This window comes from Streptomyces sp. NPDC005728, from assembly GCF_040630895.1.
Taxonomy (GTDB): Bacteria; Actinomycetota; Actinomycetes; order Streptomycetales; family Streptomycetaceae; genus Streptomyces.
On the sequence record NZ_JBEXYL010000157.1, the window covers coordinates 1 to 13,283 of the forward strand.

Here is a 13,283-nt window from a genome sequence, read left to right on the forward strand (position 1 = left end):
GTCGGGCCGTCGTGATCGATGTGCACTCCTATCCGAGCGAGCCGCTGCCGTACCATCCCGTACACCGTCGACCCAGGCAGAGCCGAGCAGACGCGGCCCATGGCGTCCAGGTCGTTCGTACAGTAGCGCGCTCCACCTGGACGCCATGAACCACGCCCGCTCCACGGTGTGTGGGTCGACGGCGTACGGGATGGGAGCTGGGGAGGGTGTGTGGCTGGGGAAGGCCTCGACGTCGGTGACGGTGAAGGCGCCCCACACCGGATCGTCCCCCCGGTGCCCTTGAAGGGCGAGGCCCGTACGCCGGGCCGCATCCACGCTGGAGAACGTCATGCTTCGTGATCGGGGTCGAGCACCACCATGAACCTGTTGCCTTCCGGATCCGTCATCAGGGCTTCCACGGGATCGTGGAGTTCCACCAGAGAGGCGCCTTTGGCGATCAGCGTCTGAACCTGTTCGGCGACCGTTCCGGCAAAGACGGTGACGACCGGCAGCACGGCCGGAGATTCCGCTTCACCAACGCTGTACGCACCATGACCCGGGATGCTGCCCCAGAACCTGATCATTTTCTCTGGGTCTACGGCTTCAAAATGAACGTGCATGCTGCTGTCTCACTTTCATCTGTGCGACCGAAACCGAAAACGGCCTACCGAATCACTCCGGCAGGCCGTTACGGGTGAACGGACTTCAGCAGTCGATCACGGTGTTGTGCGTGTCTGCGATTTCGGGTTCGCTGAAGCGTCCGTGGTACTCGACCTGAAGGGTCACCTGAGTGTTGTATGTCTCCTTGTGGCCATCATGCACGCAGTTGAGCCCCGGGGTGGTGAAGCGCCCGCTGCACCTCGTCCACCCGCTGTCCTTGTGCTTCACCGCGTGCCAGTGCCCGTCGTAGGCTTCGAGCCGCTGAAGATCGACCTGGGCCCGGCATTTGTCGGGCGCCGGAGTCGAGCAACCCGTGTAATGGCCCTGGGCGAACAGCGGGCCGTTATGGGTGACCTGGAACGGCTTCTCACCTAAGAACGTGCACCACACGGCTACGTCAGTAGGGCTCTTCGCGACGGCCCTTCCCGTGCTGCCGCTCGGAGCTGCCGCAGCCGACGCTGTGGCAGCCGGCACCAGCAGGGCCCCCGCCGCGAGAAGCGGGATGACACAACGTGCCTTCACTTTTCCCCCTAAGGAAAATCGAACGCGTGTCGCACCACGGAGCACCCTCATGGGTTCACAGGCGCCACACAAGATCCGTGGCGCGAACTTTCCGTTGTTTGTCCGGTTCCCAGTCGTGGAATTGGCCGTTCCCTCCCATCCGCTGGCAGCCGGCCGGTAGAAAACGACGAACCCCCGCCGGCCCGGAGACTGACAGGGGCTGTCTGTGCGGTTTAGTGATCACAGATGTACGTGCGCAAGGGGCAGTCGCACGGTAGGCCACCAACCGATGACACCAACGGCTGACACCAACAGGCGCGGACAGTGACGGCCAACGCCGGACCTCAGCGGACCATCGTCCGAGGATGTTGGCTCGTCGACTGATGCTGTCGAGACCATGTGATCGACCTGATAAGGATGAGGCCAGACCTCAAAATCAGATTCCTAGGCCGTCGCCCGCCGGACCTGGTAGTTCCAGCGTGTGAGCGACCGGACGACGGTCTCGGCGCCAATGGGGTTGGCGCTGTGTACGAAGACCGTTCCGACTCGGAAAGGCCGTCCGTTGAAAGCGGCTTCCTCCATGAGGGTCACCACGGGCAAGATGCTGTCGTCGCCACCGAGGTCGTGGTCGAGCCAGAGTTCGTCGATGAAGCTGTCGCGGTGCTCTTGCAGGAGCTTGACACCTTCGCCGCTGGTGCGCGCGATCCGCGTGGCCCAGGGCAGCGGCCGGAGGTCGTCAATGCCAAGGATGACGGGCGTCGGTACGGGCGACTCTTCTTTCACCCGCCCATCATCACAGCACCGCCGCGGCGGGCCCAACAGCGAGGACGACGTAGTCGGCGCCGCATGCAGATTGCATATCCACACTGCGGAGCACCGCTTTCGCACGATTTTCCAGACTGGATCTGTAGATCGGGCTGCATATCCAGATGCGTCGGCTGCCTCACCACCACCGCAAGACCGTGCCACTCTCGTGCCAGAACAGGCGGGGACTCACGGGGACTCGACGCCAACAACGGTGCAACCACTGGTTCTTGCTTCGGGCAGCGTCACCGCAGCTCACACCAGCGAGTACCCACCCTCGCTCCTAAAGCGGTGGCTTCCTGACAAGCGGCAGCGGCCAGCCGGCGCAGGCCACTAGTGCGCTGCCGTCCTCGGTGAGGAAGAGCAGGGTGGTCCATGTCCGATCGGCAGAATCGATCAGCCCTGTGCGTACGGGCCGGCCATGTTCGCGGACGAGCTGCACGGCTCGTTCCAGCCCATGAGGTTCGAGTCCGTGCATCCGCATGCGCTGAAGACGGCCCTTGAAGACTCCGGCATGCTGGCCTGCGGGTTGTGCCCGGTCTCCCACCCAGTAGGTGGCGCCGCTGCGGAGGGTGGCCAGAGCTATCACGGACGCCTCGTCATCACCGGCCAACAGCAATTCCAGCACATGCCGTTCCATGGTCACCCCCGTTTGGATCCTGCGGTACAGCAGCCAGGTACCGCAACCCCAGCAACCGCCGCGTCCGGTAGCGCCCCTCTGGGGCCTGGTAGCGGCCGGACTGGCCGTCACTGACCGATCCCGGCTAGAGCTACGAATCAGAAGGCCCCGTGCCCCATCCGTGCCCGTTCCGACGGGACGCAGCGGGGACTCATGGCGAACAGCGGCGCCGACCCCGCTCCGGCCCAGGTCAGGGACTTCGCAGGTCAGCCGCCGCCCGAATACGCGATCTTCCAAGCAGGTGCTGTACAGCAGCGAAGTACAGCAACCTCGGCGCCCAATAGCGACCGACAGCGGCCCCAAGCCGCCAGTTGACGTGCTCGCTATGCCTGCGGCCCCTCGGCGTCCCTCCGGCTGGACACGACGTGCCGCGCGATCGTGGACAAGGCCAGCTCACGATCCTCGTCGACCACAAGCCAACCCTTGCCCAGGAGTGATTGCAGCAGTGGGCGGACCTCTTCGCCCAGTTGCTCCGCCAAGTCGTCATCTGTGGGGGAGAGGCCATCCTGGACGAGGCTCGCCACGTGGAATACGACGGCTTCCTCCTCCGCGGTGATGTTGAAGTCCATGACGTGAAGGTATGCGAGCCCCTTGGCTGCGGAACGCCGATGGCTCCTGCAGCCAGGGAATCTTCGGACCATTCGTAGGTGCGAGGCCCTCAGTCACACCCGCCTGCTAGGGCAACACCCCCTCTGGGATCTTCCCGAGGGGGTGTTTTCGTGTCGGCTGCGTCGACCGATACGCCAACAGCTTCCGCGGCTACGCCGTCTCGCCGGCCTTGCGGTGGTCGATGACGCTGTCAGGCCCAGGAGACATGATCGTCTCGTGGCCGTCTTCTGCCCTCACCCTGTACGGCGGTGTCCCCTCCGGCCCAAGTACTTCGATGATCTCCACCACGTGATCCTGCTGTCCGGCGGTGCGTCCGTGGACGATGAGCCGATCCCCTTTGCTGGCATGCATACGGTTCTCCCTCATGTAGAGGCGTGGGTTACTCCGACATCCACGGTGATGCCCATAGCAGTGGATGTCGGGATTTCCGCAACAAGATCACCTACATGGGCGGACTCGCCCTAGCCCGTAGATGGGGTCCGGCGCATGAGGGCGGACGTCGCCGTAACATCCCCGCCTGGTCCGGAAACTCACGCAGGCACCACCCGCTCACCCCCGGGTGGTGCCACATGCAGGGGAGCGTCCATGGTTGCTGTACAGCAGCGAAGTACAGCAACCTCAGCAACCGAGCCCGCCCGGTAGCGCCGCTGTGGGTCCGAAGCACGACCTGTATGACCGTCTCCGACCGTTCTCTGTAGAGCTACGGATCAGAAGTTCCCCGTGCCACACCCGTGCCAGATCCAGCGGGGAGTCACGGGGAACGCCGGTCGCCAGCGGGTAACTGATCCCCCTGCATGTCCAAGTGGCGGTTGCGCAGTTCAGAGCCACACTCGCCCCACCTCGCTCCTAAAGTGGTTGTCCACCCCTGTCACTGAGTCCACACCCACTGGAATTCTTCGGCCGGGATGGCTTCCAGCGGCTCCTCTTCCGGGTCAATCGCCTGGTCCGTCAGGAAGCCGTGCTCATCCTCTAGGTGCTTCCAGCTGTACCGGTGGAGTCGGCCGGCCGGAGTCAGCTCGGCTTGCTTGATGGCGACCAACTCGCCTCGGTCGGGTACAGCCTCGAAGTGCCACAAGCCGCCTTCCTCGTCGACGTGGCGGAAGTGGTGCCGCAGCGTGGCCCTCTCATCAAGAGATCGGAAGTACGCCACGCTCTCCGATTTGATGCGCTCCAGGTCAACCACGGGATCATCGTGCCAGCGAGCGCGTGCGGTTGCACTGTTCTGACATCCACAGGTGACATCAACGGCCCCGGACACCAGCAGCCCTAGGCGGTCCTGAACGGCTGGCGTAGCCGGACGGCTCCCCGACAGTGCCGAGCAGCGATCGAACTCCTAGAGCGAGTGTCACAGGGTCTGAGCGTGCCCGGGGCGCCGCACACAGCTCCAGGACTCAAAAGGGCCAGGGCAGCGGTGGGACGTCGGCCCCTTGACCGCGATCACCCGCGGGAGGAAGATCCGTCTGCCGATCAAGGAGATGTGATGCTGCGGTTCATGGACTGGTCCGTAGTCGCGATGGGGTGCGCGCTGGTCCTCGCGAGTATCGGCAGCCGGTGGTGGGAACGGACCAAGGTTCGGAAGGGAGCGAGTCCCGATCAGGACATGCGCTTCTTTCGGGCATGGCTCCCTCTCCTCATGGGCCTGGGCATGATCGGCGGCAAGGTGCCGAGCCTGTTGCTCGCGCCCCACTCCGTCGTCATGATCGTGGACACTCTCAACGTTGTGCTGGCGGTCACGGTGCTGGTCCTGGCTCTCCGGGCGGGGCGTCGCTTCTTTCGGACGCGCGGTCTTCGCACCCTCGAATGACGGCAACTCTGACGGCAACGAGCGCGGACGGCGTCAGCACCCGGCAGCTTGTCGCGGAAGTGGCACAGATGTGCCGGGCCAGGCCTCTGGGGCGTGCCCGCATCTTCTAAGAGCTGGATCACATCCCGGGTGCGTGTCTAACTGCGAGACAACGCCGACGTACAGCGGCGGACAAGCGCGGTCGTCTGTGCACCAGCGCCGCAGGTGAGAGGAACAGTCGGCCAAGGTCGAGCGCCCAGCCAAGCTCCTTCGGGACGAAGAGGTCATCGCCCAAGGTCTCACCGCCACGCTTCCGCCGGCGCGGCTCACTCTGGTCGACGGCATTGCAGCGTGGTTGAAGGGTGGTCGAGGAAGGCATGTCGGGCTCACAGCTCAGCCGCGTCGCTCGGGGGAGGCCGTCCGACACACCCCCGACACAATCTGTTTCGCCGCCACCACCTGATCTGCTCCGCCGCAGGTCAGCGCGTTGTGGTGCTTGATCGGCGCACTCACTCCGGAGTAAGCGACTCGGACTTGTGAGAGGGCCCGCATCCGAGGGTGCGGGCCCTCTCGCGACTCTCCGCTGTCCCACCTGTCCGGCTGTCCGGATATGGCCTCTCACCTGCATAAACGGCCCGGACAGCTCAGAGTGCCGGTGTCCGAACTGTCCGGTCACAGACCGCTGCAACACTCCCGCGGTGTTGCAGCCCGTCGGCGAAGCCGACCTCTCACTAGGCGTAGGAGCCGGAGGCGACTTCCGATCTGCTCTAGCTCGTGAGGGCGCCGGCAGCAGGAGTGAACCTTCCCTACCTCATCAAGGCCCGCGCACGGCGCGGGCGCGCGCCGCCCCTGCGGCGCAGCCTGCCCCCCTGTTCTTCGCCCCGGCTGGCCGCGCCCGGCGGCGCGCTCGCGGCTGCGGGCATGAAGTGGGAGACACCCTCTGTGGCTGGGGCGGTCGGCTGCGCGGAGTGCACAGGAACCCTGCACGCCACGCACACCGACGCACTCTACGCACGTCTACATTCATGACTGCTGGAGACAGGCACGACACCGATGCGATCGGTACTCCTTGCACGATCGCCGGGCGACTGCGGCTGCCCGGTCGGGGCGTCCTCGCCGTCGGCTTCACATGGGGCTGCCTGGGGCGACCGGCCTATGGGCGTGTCGGTCCTGCTCGCCAGACAGTGCGGTTCGCCGGATGGCCACTGGCGCTGCTCTGGCTCGCAAGGGCCCCTCTGAGCTGACTCACTGACTGCTCCGGCTCAGCCATGGGCTGATTGACAACGATTTACGACGCTAAACATGGGGTACTGGTGAACTCTTACAAGAGAAGCTCGGTTGTGGGGAACCTGGCTCGACTGGTGACAACGATCGCTGCTGCGTTCTTCGCGCTGGTGGCGGTCGCCGTCAGCCCGGCGCAAGCTGATGTGGACGGAGCGGGCCTTGCCAATCAACGTCCAGATTTTCCGTACAATTTTTGTGCTACTCCTGAAGGCAACAGCACGGCCAATGGGACGGTTGTCACACTGTGGAAGTGCAACAACAACGACCTGATGCTGTGGCGTTGGCGTGGAGACAATCTTGTCCACAGCGTGAGCGGCAAGTGTCTTACCCCCCGGGGTAACAGCTACAACAATGGCACCGTACTCACCCTGTGGACGTGCACCGGATCTCCCGTCCAAGACTTCCAGGGCACGCATGGCACCCGCGAGACCATCCGGACCATGCACTCGGACAAGTGCCTGACGAACTACGGGGGGGACGTTGGTAACGGCGTTTGGGTGACGCTGTGGACATGCGACCCCAAGGTTCCTCTGGAGCAGTGGTGGGGGTGGGCAGGCTAACCGCGACGGGTGCCTGTGTGACGGAGTCTCAGCCTGTGCGCTGAGGCTCCGTCGTTTGTCGTGGCTTCCACCTCTGCCGGGACAGGACTGCGACGAGGTGCGACCCGCCAATGCAGCCAGGCAAGGCTGGATAGCCCGGCCGGCTGGCAACCGGAGTCGTCCGCCGTGCCGACGGGTCGCGGTCATTGCGCTGGAGGCCACTGAGGCTCAGCGCATTGTGCTCAGGCGTCGAAGCCCTTCTCAACACGGCATGCGGTCAGGCTTGGAGGGCGTGCGTGCGATGCCCTGTAGGGGTGATTCCGAATTGCTCGCGGAAGGCCCGGCTGAAGACGGTGGCGCTGGAAAATCCCCGGCGGGCTGCGATCGCCTGGATGGAATGACTGCTCAGATCCCGGCAGGCGAGGTCGGCGCGGCAGCGTTCTAGCCGTCTTTGGCGAATGGTTGCTGCAACGCTGGTGGGCTGTTCGCGGAAGAGCGCGTAGAGCCCGCGTAGAGAGATGCGGTGGTGGTCGGCGATCGCCTGGGGAGTCAGAGCGGGGTCGTCGAGGTTGCGGTCGATGAAACCGTGGATCCGTTGCAGCAGTACTTGGGAACGGGCCTCAGCCGGCGCCTGATCCGGCGTACCCAGCTGCTGGGCGAGGCAGGCGGTGGCCAAGTCGAGCGTGATGGATCCCATACGCAGCAGCTCCTCCGGACGGCAGCGAGGGCCGTGGTCGAGCAGTGTGCCAAGGAAGCTGGCGAGGATCGCCCCTGTGCCCTCGCTGGCAGAGATTCGCTGGGCGAGGAGACGGTCCACCCTGTCGGAGCGCAGTGGCAGGGCCGACCGGGGTATCTGCAGCATGACCGCTCGGGCCTGTCCGCCCTCACTGGCTGAGACGTTCTCCATGGGGCGCGAGGTGTCCGTCAGTACCAGGTCACCTGTGACCAGTGACTCGTGGCCGAGCTGGGAGGTATAGAACGAGCCTTCTGCGATCAGCGCGAGCTGGTACTGCTCGGGATCGCCCCGCCGTATATGGGCAGGGGTTCGACGCCCCCGTGCCGGCGAGAAGGCGAAATTTGAAACCTGAACGGGGCCCAGCTCCACATGCGTGATCTCTGCGCGGAAGCCGGCCGCTCGCTCCGTGCTGACCGTGAGGGGCATCAGTTCGGTCGACACCGCCTCGCGGAACCACTCGAACCTGTCTGCTGGTGCCACCTCGGCGGCCGATGCGGTCACGCCTCCCACACGAGCCTCCACCCGATGACGATGCGGCAGTCCGATCCTTGCCTTGGCGCGGAGAGACCGGACATGAACATCATCATGATCGATTACCGCAGTGTACGGGACGTTCCGGACCGAAGCTGACCGAGCCGGACGCTCGGCACGTAGGTGCGCAGCCATTCGAACGCGACTCCCGTTCTGCTCTGCCTCACGAGGGTGTGACGTGACCCACTATGACCCCGCTCCCTGCCTGATACGCACTATCTGCGATACAGGAGCGCACCGCACACCTCCCATAATCAAGTAATCTGCTGGTCAGGGCGTATTCACAAGCCGAACTCTGATTGTGCTCCGGAGCCGTGTGCGCAGGTTCGAATCCTGCCGGGGGCACTCGCCCAGGATCAGCAGAAATCAAGCGCTGACCAAGGCGGATGCCGACATGAAAGAGCGGGAGACAGTCTCACTGTCTCCCGCTCTTCCGCGTTGTTGCGCACCGGTCACGTGTGAGGGGCGTGTGGGCCACAGACCCGCCACTGTCCCCGAGTCCTCACGGACGAACCCGGATGATCGTCTTCCCCTTGCGTCGCTCGGTCGGATTGAGGGCGGCGACGGCATCGTCGAGGGTCGAGACGTTGTCGATGTTCGTCCGCAGTCGCCCGTCCTGCACCCGCCGGACGATCTCACTCAGTTGGGCACGATCGGACTCGACGACGAAGTCGACCGCCAGGCCATCGACGGGCCGCGCCTCCGGCGGGCCGACGATGGACACCAGCGTTCCTCCGGCCCGAATCAGACCTGCGGACCGCTTCCCGATGTCGCCGCCGATACCATCGAACACCAGATCGATACCGCCGACCTCTTCCACTACGTCGTTCTCAAGGGCGACGAACTCCTTCGCGCCGAAGTCGAGCACCGTCTGACGGTCGGCGGCGCGTCCGGTGCCGATGACGTACGCACCGAACTCACGTGCGAGCTGCGTGGCCATCGACCCGACTGCGCCGGCCGCACCGTGCACGAGCACGCTCTGCCCCGCCTGAAGGCGGCCGTGCTCGAACAGCCCCTGCCACGCAGTCAGGCCCGAGATCGGCAGGCTCGCGCCCACCGTGAAGTCGACATCGCCCGGCAGCGGCGCGAGGTTGCGTGCCTCGACCGCCGCGTACTCGGCCAGGGTGCCGTCGCGATACCAGTCCGTGATGCCGAACACCCGCTGTCCCACCGACAGTCCCGTCGTGCCATAGCCGAGGGCAGTGACCACTCCAGCCAGCTCGTGCCCAGGGATCGACGGTGTTCGGTCACGGTCGAGGCGATCGGTCCAGGTCGAGGGCCACGCCATCTCAGTCGGGACGAATCCCGACGCGTGAATCTGAACGACGACATCGTTTATCGCTGCCTGCGGCTCGGGCCGCTCCACCAGCGTCATCCCGGCCGTTCCCGCAGCCTGGTCCGTCACCACGATCGCTTTCATGGGAATTCTCTCCTCGGCCATTTGTCTCTATGGTGGAAATGCTGCAGGGACGGAAAGCCTGTTCGACATCCCCGCGGCGGGGCTGATAGGACGCGGCCGGCCGATCTGGACAGCGCCGGCCGGACTGCTATTCGCTCGTCGTCATGTCTCCGACCTTAGGAGCGGAGCAGCCCAGGAGTGTGGTCCATTTCCATGGTAAAACCTTGGGCCACTCTGGGGTTCGGCCTGTATGTCGAGCCGCCCGGGCGGGGCCTGCGCAAAGGGCTGACGAAGGCGCCGCGGGAAGCGGTCCGCTCCGGACGGCTGGCGCCCGGCACCCGGCTGCCCTCCTCCCGCACGCTCGCCGCCGACCTGGGTGAGGGCCTTCTTCGGCCGCTTCACCAACCTGTCGGGACAGCACACCTAAGCAGTGTCCGATGGCTCCGTGTGACTGGGCGACGGCTGTGTCGTTCCGTCCCACATGGGGCGGGGTGATCTCTCGGACCTGGAGTGGACTCGATTGGAGCCGCACCTACCGAGCAATGTAAGGCGGTGCGGGCGCTGGAAGAGTCACCGCAGGGTGATCAACAGAATATTCTTCCGGTAGCGGACCGGCATTCCGTGGCGGGACCTGCCAGCACGGTTCGGGAGGTGGAAGACGGTGTATGACCGGCATCGCCGCTGGTCAGCGGACGACACGTGGGAGAGGATCCTGCGGACCGTCGAGGGCAAGGCCGACGCCGAGGGTCGGATCGGCTGAAGCATGGTCAGCGTGGATTCGACGTCTTGCCGGGCCCATCAGCACGCTGCAGGAGCCCGCAAACAGGCACCTCGCATTCCGGGCAGCACCGATTGCCGGAGTGGAAGGACCAGCACAACGCCGCGCACCGCCGCGTGCGGGCCTGGGTCGAGCATGTCCTGGCTCGGATGAAGAACTGGAAAATCCTCCGCGACTGCAGGCTCAAGGGAGACGGCGTGTTCTGGGCTGCCGGCTGCGTCGCCCACATGCACAACCTTGCCCTCAGCTGCTGAGGAGCCCCATAGCATCGACTGTCATGGCTACAGTGATCTTGACCGTAGTGCTGGCGTTCATCGGCTACCTGGCGACATATCTGAACGGACTGCGTCTTGCGCAGCGACAGGCCCGGCTCACGCGCGTCAACCAGCAGCTGAGTGACTTCTACGGGCCGCTGTTCGCTCTGATGGAAGCCAACAGCCGGATCTATGACACCTTTTCAGAGAAGTACGCCCGCCCCGACGGTCGCGATCCCTTCCGCCACGACACACCACCTACCGACCAGGAACTTGCGCAGTGGCGCACCTGGGCCACCGCCGTCTTCATCCCCAACATCAAGGCCATGCGAGACGTGGTGGTCACCAAGGCCGACCTCCTCATCGAGGAAGAGATGCCCCAGTCCCTCCTCCAGCTTTGCGCCCATGTCTCGGGCTACGAGATCACTGCTGCGCGATGGGCCCAGGGCAACTACGAAGAGCATCTGTCACTCATATCCTTCCCCGGCCGGGAACTCAGGGAGTACATCCGCGACAGGTTCACACGGCTCAAGAGCGAGCAGGCGCAACTGCTGGGACACACCCAAGCTGCCAGCGGAAACCGATGGACGAGCCCCGTCGGGCGATGAGGTGAACCCCGCTGGCATTTACGAGACAGCCTTTACATGACGGCCAGTGAGGCGCTTATGCGCGCGGTTCTTCGCCCGGGAGTCTCGGGACCGGACCAAGCTCGTGTCGCTGCCCATAACATCCATGCCCTGGCCAATCGGGTCTACCAATCCTGGGTGACATGGGAACAGGCGATGACTGCTGGAATTTCCACGGACAGGTTTGAGGCCGACTTCCGGACTTACCAGAGAGACCTCCACGTACCATCGTTGGAGTTTCTTACCACTGCTGCACGGGCCCTCAGAGAGCCAGAGGAAGCCCTCTAGGTGTGCCGTCTCATGAGGTTGGTGCCACGCCCCCGCGTACACAGGGCCCTATGACGGCACCCACTACGCGCACTGCGTGATGGACCGTCGAGGACGCGCAAGCCGTGCGGACGAGGGCGGGCTCGCTTGTTGTACAGGGTCGATGGACGCAGCCCTAGCCACTCTCGTGGTCGGTATCGCGGGTGCCGGCGGAACCGTGACAGCGGGTTACCTGGCCCAACGCGCCGGCCACCGGGCGCTCCGCTGGGAAGGTGAACGCCAGCACCATGACAGCCTTCGCAACTGCTACATCGGCGTCAACAGCCGAGCACGCACGTGCCGTTACGCACTGGCCGACTACGTCCGGGCCATGGCGAACCGTACCTTGACGGACGAGATCCGCCAGAGGGCCGCCACCGCGATGGACGCCCATCGGGTCCAGTACGACGAGGCACAGATGCTGGTCTCGGACAGTGTCCTTGCTGAGGCGCGCACCGTGAACGACGCTGAGACGAGTCTGCCGGCTGTTGCCCGGCTGCAACTCCGGGGTGTTTCATGATCGGTCGGGCGCCGACTACTTCCCACAGCTGGGGTGCTGGTGAAGTCAGACCCGTGCCGAGCGTCTGCGCGGCTGTTCGGGAGCTGACATCCTCTCTGTGCCGCGCTCAGGATCGTTGCCCGTGGTTGAGCTGTACACCAGGTCTGTGCCGAGTCGTGTCGGGGCATGGTGGACTGTTTGGCCGTTGCGGACGGTGGCGATGAGCCCGGACTCGCGAAGGACGGCGGCGTGACGCGAGGCTGCTGCGGCCGACACTCCGAGGGTTGTCGCGAGTCGTCCGGTCGTCAGGGCCGGCGCCCTGACCACGGCGACCAGTGCCGCGGCTCTCGTTGCCCCCAGGAGCGACACCAGGGCCGGGGCCGGACCATAAAGCTCGGGGTCTCGCGTGATGGCGCCGACGGTAGCGGGATAGATGACAGTCACCGAGTCGACCAGCGGATCGAAGATGATTCGGGCGGCCAGCGCAGTGGGCTGGAAGATCAAAGGACGCCCCTCGAGGGACTCGTCCGCGTCGACGAGGGTGTTCAGAAGCAGTCTCCGGCCGTCCCACCGGATCGACGGGTGCAAGGAGTTCAGCATGCCGTCGATGCCGCCGAGCGCGACACGAGCTCCTGCCTGCGCTGAAGCGGTGGCTACGACCGAGGTGATCCTTCGACGGTAGGGGTCCAGGCCCGTCATGCGGAGGCCGGTGAGTATGCGGTTCAACGTGCTCACCGCGTCCGGATGGCCGTCGGCGAGCGCACGGGTGAACGGAGTCAGGGCGCCGGACCGGGCCAGGTCCCGCAGATGGGCGGTAGCCGAGAGGGAGTGAAGGTCGATCGCTGACGCTGTTGGCCGGGCGGCCCGATCGAAGAACGCCGGAATATAGAAGTTCGTGTACAAGTCGAACAGTCTGTTGTGGTCCGGGTTCCAGCTCCGGGCGACTTCCAGCCGCCACGCCGCCGGTTTCCGGCTGGAGGTCCGGTCGGCCAGGTGGGCCCCGCCCAGCGCGAGCTCATACCCGAAGTCAGGCACGTCAGCGACCTGTAATCGCTCCAAGTCGCCCGCCGACAGACTGATGCGAATCAACCTGGTACCCCCGGGATCATGCGCCGACGAGTCCGCCCCAGACCTTTTGCATGCTGATGCAAAAGCCTAGCCGCTGGGGAACTGGCGGTCGATCGTTGAATCAGGCCTTCGGCAGCGGCCAGCGTAGCTGGCCGCATCTACAGGGCCAAGCACATCTTAATAGCAAACCAATTAAAACCATACAAACTATAATTAATCTCGTAATCCGTCTACTTCTAAAAAATGAT

14 protein-coding genes and 3 pseudogenes are annotated in these 13,283 nt (G+C 64.8%); 7 read left to right on the forward strand and 10 right to left on the reverse strand.

The window, feature by feature from the left end; genetic code table 11:
* Positions 1-326 precede the first annotated feature (326 nt).
* The 7 genes from ABZ471_RS44780 to ABZ471_RS44810 form a co-directional block, all read right to left on the reverse strand.
* A complete protein-coding gene (locus ABZ471_RS44780; RefSeq protein ID WP_359074916.1) occupies positions 327-563 on the reverse strand; it encodes a VOC family protein in 237 nt (78 codons plus the stop codon).
* 121 nt (positions 564-684) lie between these two features.
* The gene (locus ABZ471_RS44785) at positions 685-1,029 is read right to left on the reverse strand and encodes a hypothetical protein (protein ID WP_359074917.1); all 345 of its coding nucleotides are present in this window, start codon (positions 1,027-1,029) and stop codon (positions 685-687) included.
* Positions 1,030-1,584: 555 nt separating this feature from the next.
* On the reverse strand, positions 1,585-1,923 hold the full coding sequence (locus tag ABZ471_RS44790; protein ID WP_359074918.1) for a cyclic-phosphate processing receiver domain-containing protein: 339 nt from the start codon (positions 1,921-1,923) through the stop codon (positions 1,585-1,587).
* A 304-nt stretch (positions 1,924-2,227) separates the two neighbouring features.
* Positions 2,228-2,584: a hypothetical protein gene (locus ABZ471_RS44795; RefSeq protein WP_359074929.1), complete on the reverse strand. Its 357-nt coding sequence runs from the start codon at positions 2,582-2,584 to the stop codon at positions 2,228-2,230.
* A 362-nt stretch (positions 2,585-2,946) separates the two neighbouring features.
* Positions 2,947-3,192, reverse strand: a complete 246-nt coding sequence (locus ABZ471_RS44800) for a hypothetical protein (protein WP_359074919.1) — start codon at positions 3,190-3,192, stop codon at positions 2,947-2,949.
* Positions 3,193-3,382: 190 nt separating this feature from the next.
* Positions 3,383-3,583, reverse strand: coding sequence for a DUF1918 domain-containing protein (locus ABZ471_RS44805; RefSeq protein WP_359074920.1), 201 nt, complete (start codon positions 3,581-3,583; stop codon positions 3,383-3,385).
* Positions 3,584-4,100: 517 nt separating this feature from the next.
* Positions 4,101-4,415 carry a hypothetical protein gene (locus ABZ471_RS44810; RefSeq protein WP_359074921.1) on the reverse strand — a complete coding sequence of 105 codons (315 nt, stop codon included), beginning with the start codon at positions 4,413-4,415 and terminating at the stop codon, positions 4,101-4,103.
* Between the two features lie 297 nt (positions 4,416-4,712).
* Between ABZ471_RS44810 and ABZ471_RS44815 the strand changes: the two genes are divergently transcribed.
* Both ABZ471_RS44815 and ABZ471_RS44820 read left to right on the forward strand, forming a co-directional pair.
* Positions 4,713-5,036 (forward strand): hypothetical protein, encoded by a 324-nt coding sequence (locus ABZ471_RS44815; RefSeq protein ID WP_359074922.1) that lies wholly within the window; start codon positions 4,713-4,715, stop codon positions 5,034-5,036.
* Between the two features lie 1,292 nt (positions 5,037-6,328).
* On the forward strand, positions 6,329-6,859 hold the full coding sequence (locus tag ABZ471_RS44820; RefSeq protein ID WP_359074923.1) for a ricin-type beta-trefoil lectin domain protein: 531 nt from the start codon (positions 6,329-6,331) through the stop codon (positions 6,857-6,859).
* Between the two features lie 256 nt (positions 6,860-7,115).
* On the opposite strand, the gene ABZ471_RS44825 is transcribed toward ABZ471_RS44820, so the two are convergent.
* The gene (locus ABZ471_RS44825; RefSeq protein WP_359074924.1) at positions 7,116-8,075 is read right to left on the reverse strand and encodes a helix-turn-helix domain-containing protein; all 960 of its coding nucleotides are present in this window, start codon (positions 8,073-8,075) and stop codon (positions 7,116-7,118) included.
* A gap of 532 nt (positions 8,076-8,607) precedes the next feature.
* Positions 8,608-9,525: an NADP-dependent oxidoreductase gene (locus ABZ471_RS44830; protein ID WP_359074925.1), complete on the reverse strand. Its 918-nt coding sequence runs from the start codon at positions 9,523-9,525 to the stop codon at positions 8,608-8,610.
* A gap of 192 nt (positions 9,526-9,717) precedes the next feature.
* Here ABZ471_RS44830 and ABZ471_RS44835 point away from each other — a divergent pair.
* The 5 genes and pseudogenes from ABZ471_RS44835 to ABZ471_RS44855 form a co-directional block, all read left to right on the forward strand.
* Positions 9,718-9,882, forward strand: a pseudogene (locus ABZ471_RS44835) (PLP-dependent aminotransferase family protein); the annotation flags it as partial.
* A 103-nt stretch (positions 9,883-9,985) separates the two neighbouring features.
* Positions 9,986-10,348, forward strand: a pseudogene (locus ABZ471_RS44840) (IS5 family transposase); the annotation flags it as partial.
* Positions 10,345-10,536, forward strand: a pseudogene (locus ABZ471_RS44845) (IS5/IS1182 family transposase); the annotation flags it as partial. The pseudogenes ABZ471_RS44840 and ABZ471_RS44845, both read left to right, overlap by 4 nt.
* 23 nt (positions 10,537-10,559) lie before the next feature.
* Positions 10,560-11,144 (forward strand): hypothetical protein, encoded by a 585-nt coding sequence (locus tag ABZ471_RS44850; RefSeq protein ID WP_359074926.1) that lies wholly within the window; start codon positions 10,560-10,562, stop codon positions 11,142-11,144.
* Positions 11,145-11,592: 448 nt separating this feature from the next.
* A complete protein-coding gene (locus ABZ471_RS44855; protein WP_359074927.1) occupies positions 11,593-11,988 on the forward strand; it encodes a hypothetical protein in 396 nt (131 codons plus the stop codon).
* A gap of 45 nt (positions 11,989-12,033) precedes the next feature.
* Here the strand turns inward: ABZ471_RS44855 and ABZ471_RS44860 are convergent, their stop codons facing one another.
* Positions 12,034-13,056 (reverse strand): MarR family transcriptional regulator, encoded by a 1,023-nt coding sequence (locus ABZ471_RS44860; protein ID WP_359074928.1) that lies wholly within the window; start codon positions 13,054-13,056, stop codon positions 12,034-12,036.
* Between the last annotated feature and the right edge of the window lie 227 nt (positions 13,057-13,283).

Coding starts and splice junctions, on each gene's coding strand:
- ABZ471_RS44855 (WP_359074927.1), top strand. CDS start 11,593: ATGGACGCAGCCCTAGCCACTCTCGTGGTCGGTATCGCGGGTGCCGGC.
- ABZ471_RS44830 (WP_359074925.1), bottom strand. CDS start 9,525: ATGAAAGCGATCGTGGTGACGGACCAGGCTGCGGGAACGGCCGGGATG.
- ABZ471_RS44850 (WP_359074926.1), top strand. CDS start 10,560: ATGGCTACAGTGATCTTGACCGTAGTGCTGGCGTTCATCGGCTACCTG.
- ABZ471_RS44800 (WP_359074919.1), bottom strand. CDS start 3,192: ATGGACTTCAACATCACCGCGGAGGAGGAAGCCGTCGTATTCCACGTG.
- ABZ471_RS44815 (WP_359074922.1), top strand. CDS start 4,713: ATGCTGCGGTTCATGGACTGGTCCGTAGTCGCGATGGGGTGCGCGCTG.
- ABZ471_RS44780 (WP_359074916.1), bottom strand. CDS start 563: ATGATCAGGTTCTGGGGCAGCATCCCGGGTCATGGTGCGTACAGCGTT.
- ABZ471_RS44795 (WP_359074929.1), bottom strand. CDS start 2,584: ATGGAACGGCATGTGCTGGAATTGCTGTTGGCCGGTGATGACGAGGCG.
- ABZ471_RS44805 (WP_359074920.1), bottom strand. CDS start 3,583: ATGCATGCCAGCAAAGGGGATCGGCTCATCGTCCACGGACGCACCGCC.